The sequence below is a fragment of the Peribacillus sp. SRI_006 genome (genome assembly GCF_057586375.1).
The window spans coordinates 35,837-56,299 of sequence record NZ_JBYCZT010000002.1 but is presented as its reverse complement, the minus strand read 5'-3'; the positions used below and the strand labels follow the sequence as shown (position 1 = coordinate 56,299).

Here is a 20,463-nt window from a genome sequence, read left to right as displayed (position 1 = left end):
CACCGCTTTCGTTTTATATTTCTGAAGCAAATAAGCCACATTGGGAAAATGTTCGATACCTTCCTATTATAAGGGCATCTTTTTTTGGCACTCTTTCACGGGTATAAACGTGAATTCGGTGCGTTCAGCCAAAATAACGATGATATAACGTTTTTGCTTCTGCAATATCTTTTGTTCCATGAATCAACGCCCGCCCGTCTTTAAAAACGACCAACCGATGGGCTCCAATGGTAAATGAAAGTAAATAAGGATTCCTGTCGATCTTACCACCTTGTGCGATAAGATTATTTTCGAGTTCCGCTAAGTCTCTTTCAACCCTCATTGCCGGCCGGATTTGGACGGAATCCCTACCGCATAAAACGGCGGTCTTTGTTCGATTTGAATAAGAGAGGTGGGGATACGTTCGATTTGACCCACATGACAAACAAGTATCCTTTTTTAATTTCGCTACATTTATCGATGAATGTTCATTTTTCCAAAGATCAAATGAAACGATTTTGTTTCTCAGCGATTCGTGATCTTCGACAAGGATTTTTAAAGCTTCCGCCATTTGATGGGCAACGACCGTTTGAACGGCAGGACTGATGATTCCCGCCGTATCACAAGTCAGTCCTCCAATCGGGACCGTTTCCAGCAAACAATTCAAACATGGTGTCTTCTCTGGGATCACCGTGTAACTTATCCCATAACTCCCTACACAGGCACCGTAAATCCAGGGGATTTTATATTTTTGTGCAGTATCGTTAATAAGCATCCTTGTATCGAAATTATCAGTGGCATCCAATATCAAATCCACGCCTTCAACAAGCTTCGCCAATTCATCAACCGAAACATCCGCCACATGTGATTTTACGATTACATCCGAATTTAGCGCATTCAGGCGATTCTTCGCTGCCACTGCTTTCGGTATTCTTTTTTGTGCATCATCTTCACAATAAAGCTGTTGTCTTTGAAGGTTGCTCCACTCTACATAATCCCTGTCAACAATGGTGAGTTTCCCAATTCCGGCTCGAACAAGGCCTTCTGCACTTCCCGTACCGAGAGCACCCGCTCCAATAACCAAAACGTGTTTTTTGCGAATTTTCAATTGCCCTTCTTCCCCTATTGGGCCAAAAAGTTCTTGACGTGAATAACGTTCATTCATCCAATGCTCAATCCTTCAACTGGGCTGCTTGCTATCGCGTAATCATTTTTTGCGATTCTTCCTGCTTCATACCCTAATCGACCTGCCTCAATGGCAAGTTTCATTGCTTTCGCCATTTTGACGGGGTCTTTTGCGCCGGAAACAGCAGTGTTAAGCAATACGCCATCCGCCCCTAATTCCATGGCGATTGCCGCATCGGAGGGCGTTCCAATCCCTGCATCGACAATTACCGGAACCTCTGATTGTTCCATGATGAATCGTAAGTTCAGTGGGTTTATAATGCCTTGACCAGAGCCAATTGGTGAAGCGCCAGGCATGATTGCATGGCACCCCACTTCTTCCAGGCGCTTAGCGAGCAACACGTCATCCGAAGTATAGGGCAAAACGGTGAATCCCAGTTTCACTAATTCTTCAGCAGCTTTTAAGGTTTCAATCGGATCAGGCAGCAGTGTTTTTTGACAGCCAATGACTTCTACCTTAATCATGTCACATAAGCCAGATGCCTTTGCAAGATGGGCAATGCGCACTGCTTCCTTGGCTGTTTTAGCTCCTGCTGTATTGGGAAGGAGTGTGTATTTTTTCAAATCAAGTTTTTCTAAAAAATTGGGCTGACTGGCTTCAAAAATGTTCATTCTCCGGACCGCAAACGTTAATATTTCCGCCTCCGAAACCTCCACTGATTGCTTTTGAACATCGAAATTTGGATATTTCCCAGTACCTAATAATAATCTTGAAGAAAATTCATAAGAACCTATCTTTAACATATCATCCGCCTCCTACAAAATGTACAATCTCTACCTTGTCACCATTTGACAAAAGTGTTTCACTAAGACTTTCTTTTGCTATTATTTCATCATTCAATTCAACAATCACCACTTTTTGATGTAAATCAAAGTGTTGCAAAAGCCCTGTAACTGTTGTTTCATTAGCAGGAATCCGTATTTTTTCCCCGTTAATAATCAATTCCACTTCATCCACCTCCATTAAGAATAAAGGGTCTGTATCGAACGATCCAATCGAAAAGCGGACCATTCGGCATTTGTTTTCCTTTCTAAAAGATCAGCTATAAGTAAACCTGTAATTGGAGACAGCAGGATGCCATTCCTGTAGTGCCCCGTTGCAATGAATAGTCCTTTGCATGCTGGATGTTCACCAAAGTACGGCAAGCCGTCCCCAGTTTGGGGGCGTATACCTGCCCATGTCTTTTCCAATTCGGTTCCTTTAATCGCCGGAAGCAATTGCGTTGCCTTTTCTATTAAGGTAGAGATACCGTCAAGACTTACCTTTTGATCGAAAGTGTTCGCTTTAACCGTTGCCCCGACAATGATTCTTCCGCCAACTTTGGGAACAAGATAACAGCCATGTGAGAAGATTGTCTTTTCAAGCAATGGACGATCGGTCAGGACGGAAAAGCACTCACCCTTTACTGGATAACTGTCGAGTCTCATCCCTGATTTTTCAAGGAGGAAAGCACTCCAAGCCCCACCTGCCACGATGACATTTTCACTTGAAAATCCACCTATGTTCGTGACCACTCCCGTCACACATCCGTTTTCCGTAATTAAATCGGAGACATGAACAAATTCCTTTATATCTACACCAAGGGCAGCTGCAGATTCAGTAAAAGCGAGCGACAGCCTAGTGGCCGAAACTTGTCCATCCTTCGGAATGAACATGGCCCCCTTAATCTCATCCGATAGAAGCGGTTCCGTTTTCCTTATTTCGGCAGTCGATAGCCATTCAGCCTCAAGTCCCGCATCTTGCTGGACTCTGATCATGTTCTTCAACTCGGCTACCTGATCTTTCGTTAGCGCCACCTTAAACATGCCTTTGTTCACTAATTCGATGTCTATTCCACTTATGTCTTTTAATTCTTCCGCCAGTGCAGGAAACATCCCCCTGCTTCGGCTTGCCAATGTAAAAAGCGGGTTATGAGCATCCAACTCGGCTTGTGCCCCTAACATCCCGGCTGCAGCACTCGATGCTTTACTGGCAAGTCTATCCTTTTCCAATAAAAGGACCTTTTTACCTCGCTTGGCTAATTGAAAAGCGATGGATCCACCTATTACTCCTCCCCCAACAATGATTGCATCATATATGGAATTCATCTTATGTCTCCTTTCCCAAAGACTTCGAATATTCTTTAACGGCTCTAACCGGATTTTCAGCTTCAAGCACACCTGACATGACGGCAATTCCGCGTGCCCCCGCATCCAGCACGACTTGGCAATTGAAAGGTGTTATTCCGCCTATCGCAATAATCGGAAGATTGACACTTCTTGTGATTGCATGAAGCTCCTCAACTCCCTTAGGAGGAAGTCCGATTTTTGAATCCGTTTCAAAAACATGTCCATAAATCGCGAAATTGGCCCCTTTGCTGAATGCGGCTTTCGCTTCATCCATGGAATGGATCGAACAGCCGACATTCATCCCTGGAAAAGCTCCTTTTACGACTCCCGCATCTAAACTATGAAAAGCCAATTGCACACCAAATACTTTGTGTACCCAAGCTACATCCACCCGGTCATTAATGATGATCTTAGAAAGCGGAATCTTATTATCATGTAATAGGGTCACTGCTCGATAGAGTTCCGATGCACTCATATGCTTTTCCCTTAGATAAAAGAAATCAACATGTTCCTGAATGTTTGAAGCGATTTCCACAAACTTTTCAATTGGCTGTTTCCCAGTAGAAATAATATGCAATTCATGTGCAATCATACTAAGAACCCCTAACTAGTAAAGTTACAATCTCATAAAATCAAATAGATACTAACGGGAATTGAATCGATAGATAAAAGCCGGCCAACAGCAGGATGATAAAATACAAAATGAAACCATGATCCTTTTTTGAAAATCCAAATTCATAATAGTATGTTCGATCCCGAGTGTCTGTAAATCGCTTTGCCTCCATCGCAACCGCGATTCGGTGAGCACGTCTGATGCTTCCCGATAACAACGGGATGGAATAGGCTTTCATTTTAAAATATACCGATCTTATCCCTTTTCCCCTTTCGAAACCGCGTACCTTCATCGCGTTTCGTATCGTTTGGAACTCCTCCATCATGATGGGAATCAGCCTTAATGCCGCCATGAAACTATAGGCATATTTCGGTTTAAGCTTAACTTGCTGCATTAACGAATAAAACAAGTTCACTGGCCTTGTCGTTAAGGAAAAAGTTAAACCAAGGGCCGCAAAGAACAAAGCTCGAAAGCCCACCAGTAATCCCCTCATGAAACTTTCTTCCGTAATCGATATTAGGCCCCACTCAAACCAAAGCGTCTCACCTTGCCCGAATAATATCATTGCAGAAGAGGTGGATATAAAAATGAAACAAAAGGGAATCGACAAAAGTAAGATTCGTTTTATCGAATGCCCGGTAAAAAACAAAAATAAAAGTAATACGCCAATGGTGATATTCATCATATAATTCAGGTCATGAATGAATAACGCCACGATGCATAACACAATCAGTACACCAAGTTTAAGGCTTGGATTAATTCTATGGAGCCATGTTTCTGCATTTGAAACATTCATCTACATGACACTCCTTTTATAGTGATAAAACTTTAGTCTCCAAAAATCCGGCTTGCGCAATGTTTTCATCACTTATTACGTTTCCGTCCTTAACCGTCCAGATCCTGGTTGCAAAGTTTTTTGAAATATGATCGTCATGAGTTACCATGATCACTGTTATTCCGCGTCTTCGATATTCCTCAAACCTTTCCAGTAATGCAAAGGTATTTTTCGAATCTTGGCCAAAGGTTGGCTCATCCAGGAGAATGATTTTTTTGTCTATTACGATTGAGGCGGCTACGCTTAAGCGACGCTTTTGACCCATTGATAATTGAAACGGATGTTTATCCCGATGTGCCTCCAGGCGGAACACTTTAAGCAAGGAGCGGACTCTCTCATCTATTTCTTGTTGCGGCCTTTTATCAATTCGCAATGAATAAGCAATCTCTTCATATACAGTATTTGCAACGAACTGAAACTCAGGATTTTGAAAGACAAACGTCATATGATCCGTTGGATTTTTCACCTTTTTAATCGGTGTTCCCAATAATTCATACTTACCATTCGTTTTTATGAACTGCATCAGTGCATGCAAAAGAGTACTCTTCCCCGCGCCATTTTCACCCCTGATTACAATCCATTCACCTGAATGGACCTTCAGCTCTTCAATCATGATTTTCTCCTCTTTATTCCGAAAACCGCGAAATCCTTGCACATCCATAAGGGGTGAATCATCTGTAAATGGGTGTTCCCGAATCGGTGCATACTGCTGTATATATTCATCCCAAACACCTGGGAACCAAATTCCATGTTCTTTCATTTCATTTTTATATAGTGAAAGAATGGTGTCTCTTGGACCATCAGCTATGATTTGACCATCATCGTTAAAAAGCACGATTCTTTCGATGAATTCTAAAACATGGTCAATTTTATGCTCGACGATAATAACCGTTTTGTCTCGTCCGACTTCCATCAACAATTCCCAGATTTCTTTCGTTCCTTCCGGATCAAGCATGGCGGTTGGTTCATCTAAAAATATCACTTCTGGTTCAAGGGCCAATACTGAAGCGATTGCCAGACGTTGTTTCATCCCGCCTGATAATGTTTCAATACTTGTATGGCCCAGGTTCAATCCTACTTTACGGAAATGATTTTGAATCTTCTCTTTCATTTCTTCTTTAGGGACGGAAAGATTCTCAAGGACGAAGGCAATTTCCTCATCGGCAAATGGCATGCAAAACTGACTATCAGGGTCTTGAAAAACATACCCCCACGAAGAAGGGCATTTCAATTTCTCCGTTTTCATCGGTACTTCGATGGAATTCGGAATCAATCCGCTTAACACTTGTAAAAGAGTCGACTTACCACATCCTGATGGTCCCAACAATAGCACTTTTTCTCCTTGATCGAACGATAATGATAGGTCCTTGAATATCAAAGATTCATCACCGGGAAATTTCATTCTTAACTTTTCAACAGAAACGATTGGTTCCATGGCCCTCAACCTCTACTTTTGATCCAGTTCTGCATAATCTTTATTTGAAACCGGACGCACAAGATTAGTTACTCCTGTTGCTTCCAGGACTTTAACTAGATAATAGGCAGTCACTCCTGCAAAGAATATGGAACCCACAAACCTCGCTATCATGAATAACGATAGATTCCAAGTTGAAAGCGCACCTATTTCCCCGTATGCAAAATCCATGATAACTGATGCCAGGCAGGAAGCTATCGCAGCTAAAACGGCCACCGGCATATTGAATTTTTTATATTTGAACGCCATGAACACCAGTTCCGCGAACAAACCTTGTACCACCCCATATAACAGTACGGTCAGCCCCCATGGTGAACCAAGAAAGAACTCCCCGGAAGCTGCAGCTATCTCCGCCAAAAGTGCCACACCCGGTTTCCGTAAAATTAAAAAGGCGACGGGGCCAGCTATAAACCACATTCCATAAATAAGTTGATCCAGATGTAACCCTAATGGTTTAACTGAATAATAAATCGAACCCCAAAGGATATAAACGATTCCAAATGCTACCGCAATTACGATCGTGACCAATATGTCCGTTAATTTCAATCCTTTTTTCATTGTTTCATTCCCCTTTATACTTCTAGTGTTTCCTTATGCACAGGCCATGTCTCTAAACGATAAGCCATTTCCCAAAATGAGTATTCATATTGGCTGCTGAGGATAAAATGCTCTTTCATTCTTTCCTTATCTTCGTCTGTCACTTTTTCAGCAATTTCATCAAGCCTGGCAATTTGTTCTTCCACCAAAGTACGGAACCACTCCCCTCCGTAAGCCGCTATCCATTCTTGATAAATCGGCTCTTCCGGAATGCACCCTTGCAGTCTTTCACCTATTTCATAATACAGCCAGTAACACGGCAAGATAGCTGCAATAACATCCCCTAAATGTCCCGAATAAGCCGCACGATACATGTGGGAAGTATAAGCATAAGCAGTCGGGGCAGGTTTGAAATTATCCCGTTCTTCTTTTGTGATGCCTAATCTCTCAGAAAAATTCTCATGAAGCTTCAACTCCGCTTCATATGTTCCTTGTGCATGGCCGGCAAGCCTGCTTGTTGTATGTAAATCTGTAGCTTTGACTGCCCCTAAAGCTTGAACCCTGGCAAAATGGGATAAATAATAGGCATCTTGCATGACATAATAGCGGAAACACTCCAATGGCAATGTGCCATCTCCTATTCCTGCAACAAACGGGTGATTAAAACTAGCTTCCCAAATATGATCAGCTTCCTGACGAATTTCCTCTGAAAACTTCATGTCCATTACCTCCAAATAATATTTTTCAAGAAATGTTACGAAAAAAAACCTTTTATCCCCCTTTTTTTGCAAACAAAAAACCACTTTCTTAAACGTAAAGAAAGTGGTTGTACTTGAAAAATACAGAAACGTATTGTTCCAGACCCCACTTCCCTACGCTGGAATAAACCAGATCAGGTTCTAAGGGTCTTAAAGTCATACTTTAATCTCAGCTTTTGTGGGTAAAAAATCAACTTTTACCTATAAAGCACCCCTAGTGGTACAAATTGTATATTAAATTCATTTGCCTTTATATTAACACGATAAATCCAATTGTCAAACGTATTAGAAAAGTTTTCTTGATTTAGGGTTACTAAACTTTCAATCCTCCATCCCCTCATTTCCCGTAGCCTTCAAAGAATTTGATCAAAGGGAGCTCAGTTAGTAGTTTACTCGTGAGTTTTACCGGTTTACTCGTGAATTCTACTGTTTTACTCGTGAGTTTTGCCGGTTTACTCGTGAATTCAGCTGCTTTACTCGTGAGTTTTGCAATTTTACTCGTGAATTTAATGAATTCACAGTAATCCCCTTTTGAACTTTCCATCAAACCAGCTCACTATTGTGACGCCGGTTAGGGATTTCCCAAAGCAACTTCTCAACTCGCGCCCATCCACCTCATCACCTCCTACTCATTTATTATGAATTCATTTTAGTAAACTTAATATTTTTAAAAACCATATAATTTCATAATGTGAAATTATAGGAAAAATTTATTTTTAATTGTGAACTATCAAAAGATCGCCCCGAAGAAATGACTTTCATTACCGCATTATCAAAAATCAGTGTTAAACTATCCATGTTCATTCATATTTCCAGCTTAATTAATAACGGCCTTTTTTTGTTCTTGACTTGAATAGATGAAAGTGGTGAGGAAAGTTTCAATTTTTCGTTCCTTTAGAAAGTTATACCAATTTTTTGTGGATATTCCTTTAAAAAAGAGTGTGGTTTTGAATTACCGCTACGAGGTAAAAGCTGTAATCGGAACAGGAAGCTACGGTATTGTTTATCGTTGCAATGATTTGAAAAAGAATGAAAATATAGTGATCAAACAGCTCCGGAAAAGTAAACGCCGCAGCAAAAAAGAGCTGAAACAGTTTGAAAATGAAATTTCCATATTACGAATGTTAAACCACAGAAATATCCCTAAATTTCACGAGAAATTTTCGCAAGATGGAAATGTTTATTTTGTGATGGATTTCATAGAAGGGAATAATTTAGAAGACCATATTTTCTCGAATCAATTAACGTTCAATGAGAAAGAGTCTCTATATTTTCTGGATAAGCTGGTCGATTTAGTATGTTATCTACATGAGCATGACATTTTCCATCAAGATTTACGTATACCGAATATTCTACTTAAGAACCATCAGCCCATTTTGATAGACTTTGGTTTGTCCAAGATGATCAATTCCGCCAACCTCGCAAAAGAATCCATTTTGCAGCTGAAAAGGCAGGATTTTTACGACTTGGGGGAAATACTTCTATATGTACTTTATACGACGTACGCTTCCAAAAGTAAAAAAGCACTTCCTTGGACAGAAGAGCTTTCGTTAGAAAAAGAAACCGTGCATTTACTGAAAAGGTTATTAAGCATCCAAGAACCTTACTCAGATATTAAAGAAATCTCAATGGACCTGAAGGCTGTATTGAAGTCAAAGAATTGGAATTAGCTGCTGCTGCCCCGCCCTTTTCTCTTGTAGCGGTCACTTCCACTCATGGGATACCTTTTGTACCCCCGGCTGCTGCTGCTGCTGCCTCGGCGATAATGCCCATGTCTTCGCTCACTGCTGCCTTGGGAAAGCTGTTTGATTTTTTTCATTATTTTCTTCAGCATTTCTTTCACCTCTTTTATTTTGGTTTTAAAGCCTGTTATTCATTTAGCCTAACATAGTCACAGTATAAACCTTATTAATAAGTACTATAATTTTTTTTCATTTGTGTTACAGTCCATTACTGCTTCATTCGGCTTTTTTCATTGTTGGTCATGGGAACGCCCTAATCCCTTCAATTTATGAAACTCCAAATGGCTCTTGCAATATACGAATAGATGACAAAGTCGATTTTTATCTTTTCCATTTCTGAGTCACATTCGGTATATATTATCTGTTTTTCGAATCAGTCAGTAAACAAAAAACCTGGCGCATATTTCATCGCCAGGTTTCAGACTGTAGACAAACTCGATGAAAATCGAGTTTGTCTATTTTTATGGCTTGTACAATTTGGACGTTGATTGGAACGTAGGGCACTCGCTTTCCGCGGGCGGTCGGCCCTCGGCTTTCGCCTGCGAGGTCTCCACTAGACGCGCTTTTCTAAGCAGGAGTCTCGAACACCCGCTCCAATCAACTTTGTCTTACCTTTTAGATAGAACACTTTTGCCTGGAGTCATTTTTGTTTTAAAATAGAATTATTAAAACTTGAGGTGATGAGAATGCTTTCTAAACATGATTCTATTCAGCGAGATCAACTTGAAATGATTACTTTAGATCAACTGGTGCCACCGAACCATTTGGTTCGTAAAATGGGAGCTGCCATTAATTTAAAGAAGATGGTCAATTGGACATGGCGAGGTACAAAAATGGCCTAACATGTGGGCCCGTAGAGCCGCAATCTCTTAACTTTAGGCGAAAATTCAAAGGGAATTTCAAAAGGGGTTCAGAATTTTTTAATTCCGAACCCCTTTTGTCTACAAACTGAAACCTGGCGCATATTTCATCGCCAGGTTTTTTTCTTCGTTCACCTTTTATTTTACAGCTTCTTTTAATTCCTTTCCTGCTTTAAAAGCAGGTACTTTACTAGCTGCAATTTGTATTTCTTCGCCAGTTTGCGGGTTTCTTCCTGTACGGGCAGCACGGTCACGCACTTCAAATGTACCAAAACCAACTAATTGGATTTTTTCATCTTTAGCAAGTGTAGCCGTGATTGTTTCAAACAATGCATCCACTACTTTTTTTGCTTCGTCTTTTGTCAGTTCAGCTTGTGCTGCAACACTGCTCACTAATTCTGTTTTATTCATATGAACACCTCATCCTTTTATTTTGTATAAAATATGTAGAGAAGACAACATAACATATCTTGTATGCCTCTGTCACTTATTATGGCTAAATAAAAGGAATTGCAGCTCAAAATTGATCTTTCTTGCAGATAAAAGGGCCTTGATCAACATACTAAGCACGGTCTGACTCTTGTTCAACTTTCTGCAGTTTCGAGCTGCAGCCATTGATAGACGGTATCCATATCAATGTTTTCTTCCAGATGGGAAGCCAAGAGGTTATACGCTTCCTCCCTGCGCTCCGAGTCGCTTTGAACGTTTTCTTTCACTTCATCCAACCCCTTGTTCCGTCGAATTTGGTTAACCAGTAATCTAGTGAACAAGCGATTATGGAATATTCCATGGAGATATGTTCCCATAACTTGGTTGTCATTGGAAATGGCTCCATCCTCTCTTCCATCCTTCAATAATAGAAAGGGCCTTACTTGTGACTTCAATGTCGTTCTGCCTAAATGTATTTCGAAACCGTTAAGATTCATTTGACTTTCCATTATCCCAGCAGAAAGGACACCTTCCATTTGTACCGTCTTCTTTTCTGCTTGAAAGACGGTTTCCACCGGAAGAAGCGAAAGCCCTTCTGCGTTCTCACCATCACCCTCGATAGCATCAGGATCGAAAAGTTTAGTCCCTAGCATTTGAAAACCGCCGCATATGCCGAAGATCATCGTTCCTTGTTTCCGCCGTTCATCGATGGCTCGATCAAATCCCATACGTTTCAACCACTCTAAATCATCCATCGTGTTTTTTGTACCCGGCAAAATTAGCAGATCGGGATTACCTAACTCATGGACACTGCTAACAAGTCGGACACCTACTCCCGGTTCGTCGAAAAAAGGATCCACATCTGTAAAATTGGAGATCCGCGGAAATCTCAGGACGGCTACATCGATCGGAAACTCAGCCTTTTTAGGTTTTTTAAAACGTAAGGAAGAGAGGGCAAGTGAATCTTCCGCTTCAATATTCACGTCTAGATAGGGCAGCACCCCGAGGACCGGAATCCCGGTTTCCTTTTCCACCCATTCAATGCCATCGTCCAACAATTCACGCATGCCACGAAATTTATTGATGATGATCCCCTTTACACTATCTCGTTCTTCTTTATCCAATAAGGCAAGTGTCCCGATAATGGACGCAAATACTCCACCACGATCAATATCGGCCACTAAAATGACAGCCGCATCCGTGAGTTTAGCCATTCGCATATTTGCAATATCCCGGTCCTTAAGGTTAATTTCAGCAGGACTTCCTGCCCCTTCGAGTACTAAGATGTCATATTCATCTTGTAGTTTTTCCACCGATTTACGGATGATGGGCATGGCTTCCTGGACAAATTGGGACCGATAGCTTTTTGCATTCATATCAAGAAAATGTTTTCCGTGAACGATCACTTCCGAAACCATATCCTGCTTTGGTTTCAGTAATATCGGATTCATATCAGTCGTTGCCGTTATCCGTGCTGCTTCCGCCTGTACTCCCTGAGCCCGTCCGATTTCACCGCCATCCAAGGTTACATAAGAATTCAAAGCCATGTTTTGTGATTTGAAAGGGACGACACGTAATCCTTTATTGGAAAATACCCGGCAAAACGCCGTACAAATCAAACTTTTCCCTACATCGGATGACGTCCCTTGTATCATGATGGATCGTGCCTTCATTACGCTCACCCCCTAAAACTCTAATCCTTTGACAGCACCGATACCCTCGTCATAATAATGCTTGGTCGCCTCAATCGATGAAACCAAATCCGCCATTTCCATAAGCTCTGGCTTGGCGTCCCTGCCGGTAATGACTATATGCATATGAGCGGGACGATTTCGTATTGCATCGATGACTTCAGCCAATGGCAAGACATCATCAATCGGGAATTTGGAAATGGCTAAAGCATTGTTCAGCTCATCCAAAACAAGTAAATCAATGCCCGGATCAGCAAGGGCAAGTTTCACCTTTTCCCAAGCTAACGCCAATGCATTGCGATGCTCTTCCGGGGTTTTGGTCCATGTGAAACCAATACCTAGCTGTTCCATTTTAACTCCTAACTTTCCCAATGCCAATGCTTCCCCATATGTACGCTCTGGAGATTTTATGAACTGAAGGTATTTGACATTCATTCCTCTGCCGATAGCCCTTAAAGTCACCCCTAATGAGGCAGTCGTCTTGCCCTTCCCATTTCCGGTATAAATAAGCATTAATCCTCTGCGTGCCACTCACTCACCTACCCTCATAACCAAACTGTTTTTTCTATGTATGAAGTCCTTTTAGTAGCAGGAACCGGTTGATCTCCTTTTGGGTATCCGACAAAAATGGTGCCGATCACTTTTTTGTTATCCGGTGAGCCGATAAATTCGTGCAGGCGTTCATCCCTGACAAGACCCACTCCTCTAGTCCGCCAAACGAATCCAAGACCTAGCTCTTTTGCGGCAAGCCACATCGAATGGACAGCGCAACAAGACGCGAATACATTGTCTTCGGATGAATCTGGATCATCCGGCAAAATATCAGAAGTCACGACAATGATGAGCGGTGTCGTCTTAACAACTTCAAGTGAACTTTCAATCAATTTTGGTTTGGTAGGGAAGCGCTCATGCAGATACCTTTCTGCCAAACTTTCATAACGGTGCTTCGCTTCTCCCTTGATTACATAAAAACTCCAAGGTTCACGCAATCGGTCGTTAGGGGCATACGTAGCCGCTTCCAATAACTGCCTGATTTTTTGATCTTCCACTTCTTTTTCTTCGTAATTCCTTATCGCCCGGCGTTCCTTCAATTCTTGAATGATGGACATTCCAACTCATTCCCTTCCATAATGGACTCTGATTCAATCACTCTTTCAAACCAATGGATTTTTTCTCTTAATTGGACGACATCCCCTACTAGAAAGATTGACGGATTTTGAATTTCTTCTTTTACAGCCTTCGAAGAAATCGAATTCAAAGTACCGGTGATCGTCCTTTGTTTATCTGTCGTGCCCCATTCAATGACGGCCACTGGCGTTTTACCGTCCCTGCCATGCTCCATCAATTTTTCACAGATGAACGGCATATTACCAATTCCCATATAAAAGGCAATGGTATCGATGCCTTGGGCCAACGCCTGCCAATTCAGGTTATCCTGCCCCTTGTAATCACGGCCATGGCCTGTCACAATGGCATAACTTGAGGCATGTTCACGGTGGGTTACCGGGATGCCCGCATAAGCCGGTGCTGCGATTCCTGCTGTGATTCCTGGGACGATATCATATTCAATCCCGTTTGCAGCCAGTATTTCTGCTTCCTCACCGCCCCGCCCGAAGACAAATGGATCTCCACCCTTCAGACGGGTGACGTTTTTCCCCTGTAAGGCTTTCTCCACTAAAAGTTCATGTATTTCATTTTGAATGAGATGATGTTTCCCTGGTGATTTCCCGCAATACACCAGTTCTGCATCTTCTTTTGCATAGTTTAATAGTTCTGGATTGACAAGCCTGTCATATGCAATGACATCCGCCTTTTGGATACATTCCAGTCCATATACCGTAATCAATTTCGGATCTCCGGGACCCGCACCGACCAGATGAACTTTTCCCGGTTTCATGCTCGCGCCTCCTCTTAAGCTTCAAAAAATACCTTTTACTAGTTGATAGTTTCATGGGCAGATCTGTTTTTTTGTTTTAAGCAAGCATCAATCCAGTTCTTTGCAAGTGTTGGATTGGAAGCAAAATGAAAGTGCGTATACCCAGCAACAAGGTTGTCCAATACACACCCCTCTTGTTTCGAACCGAATCTGCCTTTGGCTTCATAAGCATGTGTAAGATCAGCATCCGCTTCAAATGTTGAGTAGTGGAATTCATGACCTTTTGCCTGCTCCATTTCGTTGATCAAAAAATTGCCTGGAGTTCCTGTTATTTCACGATATCCTAGTGCTGCCAGTTTTTTCTGCATTTTAATCCTGCCCGGTATCATTCCTGCCATCTGATGCGTTTCTCCGGAAGTCGTTTCAATCGATTTGCTCAAAAACATGAAACCGCCACATTCCGCAAGAGTCGGCATCCCCTTTTCTATGGTGCTTCTGATGGATTTGATAGCATCCACGTTACCGGAAAGTTCAGCTGCAAATTCCTCAGGAAAACCGCCACCAAGGTATAAACCATCAGCATCCAATGGTACTTCATCCCCGTTTAATGGAGAAAAATACTTGATGTTCGCCCCATATGCTTCAAGCAGCTCAAGGTTTTCCTGATAATAAAAATTGAAGGCTGCATCTTTTGCGACGGCAATGCACACGTCACTTTCATTTTGATGTTGAAATATATTTGAGTTCCCACTGGAAACGGGATCTGTCTTTGACAATCGGTATAACTGATCGATATCGATTGTTTCCATGACCAATTGTGCAAGCTTATCGAAAAACGGATTTAGTTCCCCGCGTTCAATCGCAGGAATTAAACCTAAATGACGGCTTGGAATATCAATATCCAATTCCCGCTTCATAAATCCCAGCACCGGTACATCGCATTCTTGCTCAATGGCTGATTTGACGATTTTGTAATGGCCTACACTTCCCACTTGATTGGCAATGACCCCAATGATGTTCGGACCGGTCGAAAAGTCCTGAAATCCTTTTACGATGGCAGCTGCACTCCGAGCCATGCTGGCACAATTGACTACCAACAGGACAGGGCTTTGCGTGATGATGCTGATTTCAGCCGTCGATCCTGTATTGGCTAACGGACTTTTGCCATCGAAGAAGCCCATGACCCCTTCGATGATTGATATATCAGCTCCGGTACCTGCTTTGTTAAGAATTTCCCGGACAGTGTCATGTTCGAACATCCAACTGTCAAGATTGCGTGAAACCCTTCCTGTAACTGCAGTATGATAAGTAGGATCAATATAGTCAGGACCACATTTGAACCCTTGAACGGTATAGCCTTTCTTCTGGAGGGCTGCCATGATTCCGATGGTCAATGTCGTTTTTCCGACCCCGCTTCCGGTACCCGCAATTACCAGTCTTCTATCGTTCATATTTGTTTCTTCCTCCTTAAAAAGGAATGATCCCAACTGATATGGTTACGTTTCCCGATTTTTTCTTAACAAGCTCCAATTGTTCAGCTTTGGTATAAATCCTCACAGCCGGTTCACTCACACCATATGCACCCGTGTATTTAAACACTGTATCCGATGGCGCCTCGATTTTGGCTTGATTAAGCTCTTCGGGTTCATAATGCACGAATTCCCAGCCGTATTTTTCAACTACTTCAATCAAGCCGAGTTCGTCTTTCTTCAAGGAAATTGTACAGATAGCCTTAACGCTTTTTAATGAAAATGATAATTCGGCTAGTGTTTCTGCAATCACATGCTCAATTTCAGCAGCTTCCGTTCCCCTATTGCATCCGATACCGAGAGCGATGACCTTTGGACGATATACGATTCCATTTTCCAGGATCCTCTTTTCCGACTGCTTGAGCATGCGGTGAGTCACGACCAGAGCAGCTTGCGGCTTTGCTTGAAGCGCTTCTTCAATGGATGGGTATACGATAATTCGTTCAGGTAAAGCCGTATCATAATGCCACCAGTTCCGTTCCCCTGATTCCTGTACAACGGCAACATGCTCTTCATTTACAACGGACGCACTTACTGGCGTCAATTTTTCTGCTGAATCCCAAATCCAGCCGAAGCGCTGGCCGAATAAGTCGACAGGAATCGTTTTTTGTACATCAGAAGCCGTCGTGATTATGGCTCTTGCGTCAAGCGCTGCAGCCACTTCCTTTGTCAGTTCATTTGCCCCTCCCAGATGCCCTGAAAGTACACTGATAACATTTTCCCCTTTATCATCAATGACTACGACACCTGGATCCGTTTTCTTATCCTTCAAAATTGGTGCAATCATCCTGACTACTGCCCCGAGAGAAATAATTAGTATGATTCCTTTATATTCCTTGAACAAAGCTGGCAATAGCATACGGACACTGCCCGAAAAAAGCTGGATCTGTTTATGCTCTTCGTCCCCTTTTTCAAACTTGCTCATGTAATATAGATCCGAATTCGAAAAAACGGTATGTAATTTTCGTGCCAGCTCGACGCCATGCTTTGTAATCGCTACGATCGCATAAGTATGGGACCGTTTAATGGGAGCAAGTTCCGCTTCTTTCAATTCAATGATCATGGTTTAACACCTTTTCTGAAACCGTGGGTAAAGCTCGCATCATATAGTTTGGAACGGTATTCATCTTTATCATGGATGTCAGGGTCCAAAGCCCATCCAGCCAAAATCATCGCGTGCTTGCGAATACCGTTTTGACGCATGGCATCATCTAAGTTCACTAATGTGGTACGGACAATTTTTTGGTCCGGCCATGTTGCCCGTTGAATGACTGCGACCGGTGTTTCATCCTTCCAACCTGCTTCCTGAAGTTCTTTAACGATTTTTTTTGTCAAGGTCGCACTCAAGAAAAGGGCAATCGTACAATGATGACTAGCCAAATCACGTAATTTTTCAAATTCCGGAACAGGCGTACGTCCTTCAGCTCTCGTTAATATGAGTGTCTGGGTTAAATCAGGGATAGTCAGCTCTGCTCCTATTGCCGCTGCTGAGGCGAATACCGAACTCACTCCAGGGATCACCTCATAACCAATACCCTCTTTCTTCAATAGGACAATTTGTTCCATGATTGCACCGTACATGGCAGGATCCCCTGTATGGATTCTGGCAACCATCTTTCCTTCTTTAACACGATCGACCATGATGCCAACAATTTCTTCCAAATGCATTCCAGCCGTTTTTAGCACCTCAGCATCGGGTTTTGCCTTAGCAATCAATTCTTCATTCACTAATGAATCCGTATATAAAATCACATCGGCCGTTTGGAGAATGTTCAATCCTTTTACAGTAATCAAATCCGGATCTCCTGGGCCAGCACCTACAATATATATCTTCATTTTCTCACCACCATCAATGTTAAGTATTCTAGTTCAAGTCCTTCCAATTCACTCACTTTCCAAATCACTTCTTCATCGGAAGTGACTTTGGTTACGACCGAGGCCTTTTCAAGTAAGTCCAAATCTTTTAAAACGGAAATCATTAAATCGATGACCTTTGCCACTTTGATGAACACCACGGCATCATGATCTTCGATCGCCTTCTTCATCGCTTCATAATCATCCCTTGCAGGAACTATCGCAACATGATCATCACCATCAGCCAAAGCGATGCCCAGCCTTGACGCTGATCCATTAAAGGAAGAAATGCCCGGGACCGTCTTGATTTCGACTTCAGGATGCAACTCCTGCATCAATTTCATCATATGTATGAACGTACTATATAAAAGCGGATCGCCTTCCGTAACGAAAGCTACATCTTTTCCTTCATTTAATTTTTGCCAAACCTTTTCAACCGTTCCATTCCATTCCCGATCCAAGATGGCTTGATCTTTCGTCATCGGAAAAACAAGGCCCAGCATCTCCTTCTCTTCAGGACGAATGTAAACTTCAACAATGCGATGGGCGTAGCTTTTACTCCCTTTTCTTTTTTTTGGATACGCAATGACCGGAGATTCCTGAATCACGCGAAATGCCTTTACTGTAATTAGCTCTGGATCGCCCGGGCCCACGCCAAGGCCATATAATGTACCAAGATTACTCATTCATGTCTTCCTTTCGTTGTGCAGTAATGATATAAACCGGATTAAGAGGTACAAATCTGTTCATTCCCAATATTGGCTTACTTCTGGAGATTTGCGCATGCATGATGGAAGTGTGAAAACCAGCTTCAGCAAATGCCTCATTAGCTCGGTAAAGATTCTCGATCGTCGCAGCATTCAGAACGATCCTGCCGCCAACTTTAAGCCGTTTGCAGCAAGTATTGATCAGCTCTGCCATTTCGCCGCCGGTCCCGCCAATGAAGATTGCATCAGGATCCGGAAAAGTTTCCAATCCCTGCGGGGCTTTTCCATGAATCGCCGTTATATCGGTACGGAATTTACGTTGGTTTTGATAACAGTTTTCTAAATCAGGCTCATTTTTTTCAATTGCGAAGATATGGCCTTCGGATGCAAGCTTGGCCGCTTCAATTGCCATTGAGCCCGTACACGTCCCAACATCCCAAACTATGCTGTTTTTCCTTAGCTTCAACGCATGCAGGCTTAGTACCCGAATTTCCTTTTTGGTTATGAGGCCTTTGTCCGGCTTACGCTGCGAAAATTCTTCATCTTCTATCCCCAAGGACCAGCTTGGACCTTCTGATTTTCTTTTCAAAATGACGACATTCAAGGGAGAGAATTCCCGCTCCGTCATTTCATCTAGTTCATACCAGCCAGATTCTTCGGCTTCTCCTTGAAGGTTTTCAGCCACAAATGCCCGGTATTCAGTCATTCCGAATGAAAGGAGATATTTAGCCAGTTGATCAGGACTATTTTCACTGTCTGTAAGTAAGGCCACTTTCGCTTTCCCATCAATTCTTTGGGCCAGCCCTTTCATGCTGCGGCCATGAATGCTGACGAGAAAGGCATCTTGCCAGCTTTCCCCCATTTTTGCGAAAGCAAGCTGAATCGAACTGAAATATGGGTAAACCTCCATGTTGATTTTGCTGGAAAGATAGCCTCCCATTCCATAAAACAGTGGGTCACCGGAAGCTAAGACAACCGTTGGACGAGTTTCATCCTGCAGTTGCTCCACGACCTTTTTCAAACCGCCCTTTATGACAATCTTCTTGCCAGAATAGTTCGGAAAGAAGGATAAGATCCGTTCACCTCCGACCAGCACTTCACTTTCTTCTATCCATTGGGCATATTGAGGCAGTAAGCTTTCCTGACCGTTATCCCCTATCCCAATTAATTTAATCGATTGACTCAATTCCAACAGCCCTTCCCAGTAATTGTCCTTTCAACGAATAAATCGCCGTTTCCATTTCAATGCCGCCCTTCACCTGGTTAATGGCAGAGAGACAGCAGGATTCACATAGTTTATTAAAAAAGTCAAAGTTATTAATGGCTGACATCATATCCCCGACTTGTGACGCTGTGTTTGCATTCTTGATTTCAAGAACAAGATCATCTTCAGCTCCGACGCTTTGGGCTATTTCCGATAGAAAACCAAAGTCGACCGGGGCACTTTTTGAATGCACCATCATCACACCTTGGGCCACTTTGGAGAATTTACCCATCATGCCGACCAGTGATACCTTTTTAATTCCCTGCCTCTTACATTGCTTAAGTGAGAAGCCCACAAAATCACCCATTTCAATAAAGGCTTCCTCAGGTAAGTCTGGAAGAAGGCCCATTGCATACTTTTCACTGCGCCCGCCAGTCGTTAAAACTAGATGCTCACACCCACTCGCTTTGGCGACACTGATAGCCTGGACGATACTTGCCATATAGGCGGAACTGGAAAAAGGGACGACAGTGCCCCTTGTTCCCAAAATGGAAATGCCTCCCACAATCCCCAAGCGGCCATTTAATGTCTTTTTCGCTATTTCTTCACCTGCGGGTACGGAGATGACGACTTTCACCCCTCTATTGATCTTAAATTCTTCCAATGTTTGCTGTACAGTGGTTAAAATCATTTTGCGCGGTACAGGATTAATAGCCGCTTCCCCTACAGGAACGGGAAGCCCGGGTTTGGTCACACGACCAACTCCGGTCCCTCCATCCAAGATAATCCCAGGTGCATCGGACCAGCTGACAGTAGAGATAATATGGGCCAGATGTGTGGCATCGGGATCATCTCCGGCATCTTTAACCGTTTCTGCACTAACCGCATTTTCCGATATTTCATATTTCTCAATAGTGAAAGTGGCATCTCGGCCAATTGGCAAGGAAATCGTTGCCTCCTCTAGTGCATCCCCCGTGATCAATGCAGTCAATGCCGCTTTGGTCACGGCTGTCGAACATGCTCCCGTCGTATATCCATGACGCATTTGTGAGGGGTCTTTTTTCACCTTCTTTTCCATGTT

At 42.7% G+C, this 20,463-nt stretch carries 23 protein-coding genes and 1 riboswitch; of the genes, 2 read left to right on the top strand and 21 right to left on the bottom strand.

Translation table 11 applies throughout. From position 1 onward, the window contains the following. Positions 1 to 124 precede the first annotated feature (124 nt). The 10 genes from AC2YHV_RS02620 to AC2YHV_RS02575 form a co-directional block, all read right to left on the bottom strand. Positions 125 to 1,144, bottom strand: a complete 1,020-nt coding sequence (locus tag AC2YHV_RS02620) for a thiazole biosynthesis adenylyltransferase ThiF (RefSeq protein WP_487372520.1) — start codon at positions 1,142 to 1,144, stop codon at positions 125 to 127. After that, on the bottom strand, positions 1,141 to 1,908 hold the full coding sequence (locus tag AC2YHV_RS02615) for a thiazole synthase (protein WP_230302648.1): 768 nt from the start codon (positions 1,906 to 1,908) through the stop codon (positions 1,141 to 1,143). Before AC2YHV_RS02615 ends, AC2YHV_RS02620 begins: the two co-directional genes overlap by 4 nt. 1 nt (position 1,909) lies before the next feature. Beyond that, positions 1,910 to 2,113 carry a sulfur carrier protein ThiS gene (thiS, locus tag AC2YHV_RS02610; protein WP_487372519.1) on the bottom strand — a complete coding sequence of 68 codons (204 nt, stop codon included), beginning with the start codon at positions 2,111 to 2,113 and terminating at the stop codon, positions 1,910 to 1,912. A 14-nt stretch (positions 2,114 to 2,127) separates the two neighbouring features. Beyond that, entirely contained in the window at positions 2,128 to 3,252 is a 1,125-nt protein-coding gene (gene thiO / locus AC2YHV_RS02605; protein WP_487372518.1) for a glycine oxidase ThiO, read from the bottom strand. 1 nt (position 3,253) lies between these two features. Beyond that, positions 3,254 to 3,865 (bottom strand): thiamine phosphate synthase, encoded by a 612-nt coding sequence (locus tag AC2YHV_RS02600; RefSeq protein ID WP_487372517.1) that lies wholly within the window; start codon positions 3,863 to 3,865, stop codon positions 3,254 to 3,256. 40 nt (positions 3,866 to 3,905) lie between these two features. Continuing rightward, entirely contained in the window at positions 3,906 to 4,682 is a 777-nt protein-coding gene (locus tag AC2YHV_RS02595) for an energy-coupling factor transporter transmembrane component T family protein (protein ID WP_230302644.1), read from the bottom strand. 16 nt (positions 4,683 to 4,698) lie between these two features. Next, positions 4,699 to 6,156: an ABC transporter ATP-binding protein gene (locus tag AC2YHV_RS02590; protein WP_487372516.1), complete on the bottom strand. Its 1,458-nt coding sequence runs from the start codon at positions 6,154 to 6,156 to the stop codon at positions 4,699 to 4,701. 12 nt (positions 6,157 to 6,168) lie between these two features. Continuing rightward, on the bottom strand, positions 6,169 to 6,753 hold the full coding sequence (locus AC2YHV_RS02585) for an ECF transporter S component (protein WP_230176404.1): 585 nt from the start codon (positions 6,751 to 6,753) through the stop codon (positions 6,169 to 6,171). 14 nt (positions 6,754 to 6,767) lie between these two features. Then, entirely contained in the window at positions 6,768 to 7,451 is a 684-nt protein-coding gene (tenA, locus tag AC2YHV_RS02580; RefSeq protein WP_487372515.1) for a thiaminase II, read from the bottom strand. A 133-nt stretch (positions 7,452 to 7,584) separates the two neighbouring features. After that, positions 7,585 to 7,716: riboswitch (TPP riboswitch) on the bottom strand. Positions 7,717 to 7,827: 111 nt separating this feature from the next. Beyond that, positions 7,828 to 8,034 (bottom strand): hypothetical protein, encoded by a 207-nt coding sequence (locus AC2YHV_RS02575; RefSeq protein WP_487372514.1) that lies wholly within the window; start codon positions 8,032 to 8,034, stop codon positions 7,828 to 7,830. A gap of 397 nt (positions 8,035 to 8,431) precedes the next feature. Between AC2YHV_RS02575 and AC2YHV_RS02570 the strand changes: the two genes are divergently transcribed. Next, positions 8,432 to 9,160, top strand: coding sequence for a protein kinase domain-containing protein (locus AC2YHV_RS02570; RefSeq protein ID WP_487372668.1), 729 nt, complete (start codon positions 8,432 to 8,434; stop codon positions 9,158 to 9,160). Between the two features lie 758 nt (positions 9,161 to 9,918). After that, on the top strand, positions 9,919 to 10,074 hold the full coding sequence (locus AC2YHV_RS02565; RefSeq protein WP_186442125.1) for a hypothetical protein: 156 nt from the start codon (positions 9,919 to 9,921) through the stop codon (positions 10,072 to 10,074). A gap of 156 nt (positions 10,075 to 10,230) precedes the next feature. On the opposite strand, the gene AC2YHV_RS02560 is transcribed toward AC2YHV_RS02565, so the two are convergent. The 11 genes from AC2YHV_RS02560 to AC2YHV_RS02510 form a co-directional block, all read right to left on the bottom strand. Continuing rightward, positions 10,231 to 10,503, bottom strand: a complete 273-nt coding sequence (locus AC2YHV_RS02560; protein ID WP_034312477.1) for an HU family DNA-binding protein — start codon at positions 10,501 to 10,503, stop codon at positions 10,231 to 10,233. Between the two features lie 173 nt (positions 10,504 to 10,676). Beyond that, on the bottom strand, positions 10,677 to 12,194 hold the full coding sequence (locus AC2YHV_RS02555) for a cobyric acid synthase (protein WP_487372513.1): 1,518 nt from the start codon (positions 12,192 to 12,194) through the stop codon (positions 10,677 to 10,679). Positions 12,195 to 12,206: 12 nt separating this feature from the next. Further along, entirely contained in the window at positions 12,207 to 12,743 is a 537-nt protein-coding gene (locus AC2YHV_RS02550) for a cob(I)yrinic acid a,c-diamide adenosyltransferase (RefSeq protein WP_048678477.1), read from the bottom strand. Between the two features lie 14 nt (positions 12,744 to 12,757). Beyond that, positions 12,758 to 13,321, bottom strand: a complete 564-nt coding sequence (locus tag AC2YHV_RS02545; RefSeq protein ID WP_057275916.1) for a nitroreductase family protein — start codon at positions 13,319 to 13,321, stop codon at positions 12,758 to 12,760. Continuing rightward, entirely contained in the window at positions 13,300 to 14,109 is an 810-nt protein-coding gene (gene cobA, locus AC2YHV_RS02540; protein ID WP_098866418.1) for a uroporphyrinogen-III C-methyltransferase, read from the bottom strand. The genes AC2YHV_RS02545 and cobA overlap by 22 nt, the downstream gene beginning before the upstream one ends. 38 nt (positions 14,110 to 14,147) lie before the next feature. After that, complete coding sequence (locus tag AC2YHV_RS02535) at positions 14,148 to 15,539, bottom strand: cobyrinic acid a,c-diamide synthase CobB (protein WP_487372512.1); 1,392 nt, start codon at positions 15,537 to 15,539, stop codon at positions 14,148 to 14,150. A gap of 16 nt (positions 15,540 to 15,555) precedes the next feature. Next, entirely contained in the window at positions 15,556 to 16,680 is a 1,125-nt protein-coding gene (locus AC2YHV_RS02530) for a cobalt-precorrin 5A hydrolase (protein ID WP_268565194.1), read from the bottom strand. Then, positions 16,677 to 17,453 carry a precorrin-4 C(11)-methyltransferase gene (cobM, locus tag AC2YHV_RS02525; RefSeq protein ID WP_048678465.1) on the bottom strand — a complete coding sequence of 259 codons (777 nt, stop codon included), beginning with the start codon at positions 17,451 to 17,453 and terminating at the stop codon, positions 16,677 to 16,679. Before cobM ends, AC2YHV_RS02530 begins: the two co-directional genes overlap by 4 nt. Then, positions 17,450 to 18,157, bottom strand: coding sequence for a precorrin-2 C(20)-methyltransferase (cobI, locus tag AC2YHV_RS02520; protein WP_057275921.1), 708 nt, complete (start codon positions 18,155 to 18,157; stop codon positions 17,450 to 17,452). Before cobI ends, cobM begins: the two co-directional genes overlap by 4 nt. Beyond that, positions 18,150 to 19,364 (bottom strand): precorrin-6y C5,15-methyltransferase (decarboxylating) subunit CbiE, encoded by a 1,215-nt coding sequence (cbiE, locus tag AC2YHV_RS02515; RefSeq protein WP_440438557.1) that lies wholly within the window; start codon positions 19,362 to 19,364, stop codon positions 18,150 to 18,152. The genes cobI and cbiE overlap by 8 nt, the downstream gene beginning before the upstream one ends. Beyond that, positions 19,348 to 20,460: a cobalt-precorrin-5B (C(1))-methyltransferase gene (locus AC2YHV_RS02510; protein WP_363928668.1), complete on the bottom strand. Its 1,113-nt coding sequence runs from the start codon at positions 20,458 to 20,460 to the stop codon at positions 19,348 to 19,350. Before AC2YHV_RS02510 ends, cbiE begins: the two co-directional genes overlap by 17 nt. Positions 20,461 to 20,463 lie beyond the last annotated feature (3 nt).

What these genes read in the sequence shown, in the direction of transcription:
- AC2YHV_RS02620 (WP_487372520.1), bottom strand. Translation starts at nt 1,144, where the DNA reads ATGAATGAACGTTATTCACGTCAAGAACTTTTTGGCCCAATAGGGGAA.
- AC2YHV_RS02615 (WP_230302648.1), bottom strand. Translation starts at nt 1,908, where the DNA reads ATGTTAAAGATAGGTTCTTATGAATTTTCTTCAAGATTATTATTAGGT.
- thiO (WP_487372518.1), bottom strand. Translation starts at nt 3,252, where the DNA reads ATGAATTCCATATATGATGCAATCATTGTTGGGGGAGGAGTAATAGGT.
- AC2YHV_RS02600 (WP_487372517.1), bottom strand. Translation starts at nt 3,865, where the DNA reads ATGATTGCACATGAATTGCATATTATTTCTACTGGGAAACAGCCAATT.
- AC2YHV_RS02595 (WP_230302644.1), bottom strand. Translation starts at nt 4,682, where the DNA reads ATGAATGTTTCAAATGCAGAAACATGGCTCCATAGAATTAATCCAAGC.
- AC2YHV_RS02590 (WP_487372516.1), bottom strand. Translation starts at nt 6,156, where the DNA reads ATGGAACCAATCGTTTCTGTTGAAAAGTTAAGAATGAAATTTCCCGGT.
- AC2YHV_RS02585 (WP_230176404.1), bottom strand. Translation starts at nt 6,753, where the DNA reads ATGAAAAAAGGATTGAAATTAACGGACATATTGGTCACGATCGTAATT.
- tenA (WP_487372515.1), bottom strand. Translation starts at nt 7,451, where the DNA reads ATGAAGTTTTCAGAGGAAATTCGTCAGGAAGCTGATCATATTTGGGAA.
- AC2YHV_RS02575 (WP_487372514.1), bottom strand. Translation starts at nt 8,034, where the DNA reads ATGGAAAGTTCAAAAGGGGATTACTGTGAATTCATTAAATTCACGAGT.
- AC2YHV_RS02565 (WP_186442125.1), top strand. Translation starts at nt 9,919, where the DNA reads ATGCTTTCTAAACATGATTCTATTCAGCGAGATCAACTTGAAATGATT.
- AC2YHV_RS02560 (WP_034312477.1), bottom strand. Translation starts at nt 10,503, where the DNA reads ATGAATAAAACAGAATTAGTGAGCAGTGTTGCAGCACAAGCTGAACTG.
- AC2YHV_RS02555 (WP_487372513.1), bottom strand. Translation starts at nt 12,194, where the DNA reads ATGAAGGCACGATCCATCATGATACAAGGGACGTCATCCGATGTAGGG.
- AC2YHV_RS02545 (WP_057275916.1), bottom strand. Translation starts at nt 13,321, where the DNA reads ATGTCCATCATTCAAGAATTGAAGGAACGCCGGGCGATAAGGAATTAC.
- cobA (WP_098866418.1), bottom strand. Translation starts at nt 14,109, where the DNA reads ATGAAACCGGGAAAAGTTCATCTGGTCGGTGCGGGTCCCGGAGATCCG.
- AC2YHV_RS02535 (WP_487372512.1), bottom strand. Translation starts at nt 15,539, where the DNA reads ATGAACGATAGAAGACTGGTAATTGCGGGTACCGGAAGCGGGGTCGGA.
- AC2YHV_RS02530 (WP_268565194.1), bottom strand. Translation starts at nt 16,680, where the DNA reads ATGATCATTGAATTGAAAGAAGCGGAACTTGCTCCCATTAAACGGTCC.
- cobM (WP_048678465.1), bottom strand. Translation starts at nt 17,453, where the DNA reads ATGAAGATATATATTGTAGGTGCTGGCCCAGGAGATCCGGATTTGATT.
- cobI (WP_057275921.1), bottom strand. Translation starts at nt 18,157, where the DNA reads ATGAGTAATCTTGGTACATTATATGGCCTTGGCGTGGGCCCGGGCGAT.
- AC2YHV_RS02510 (WP_363928668.1), bottom strand. Translation starts at nt 20,460, where the DNA reads ATGGAAAAGAAGGTGAAAAAAGACCCCTCACAAATGCGTCATGGATAT.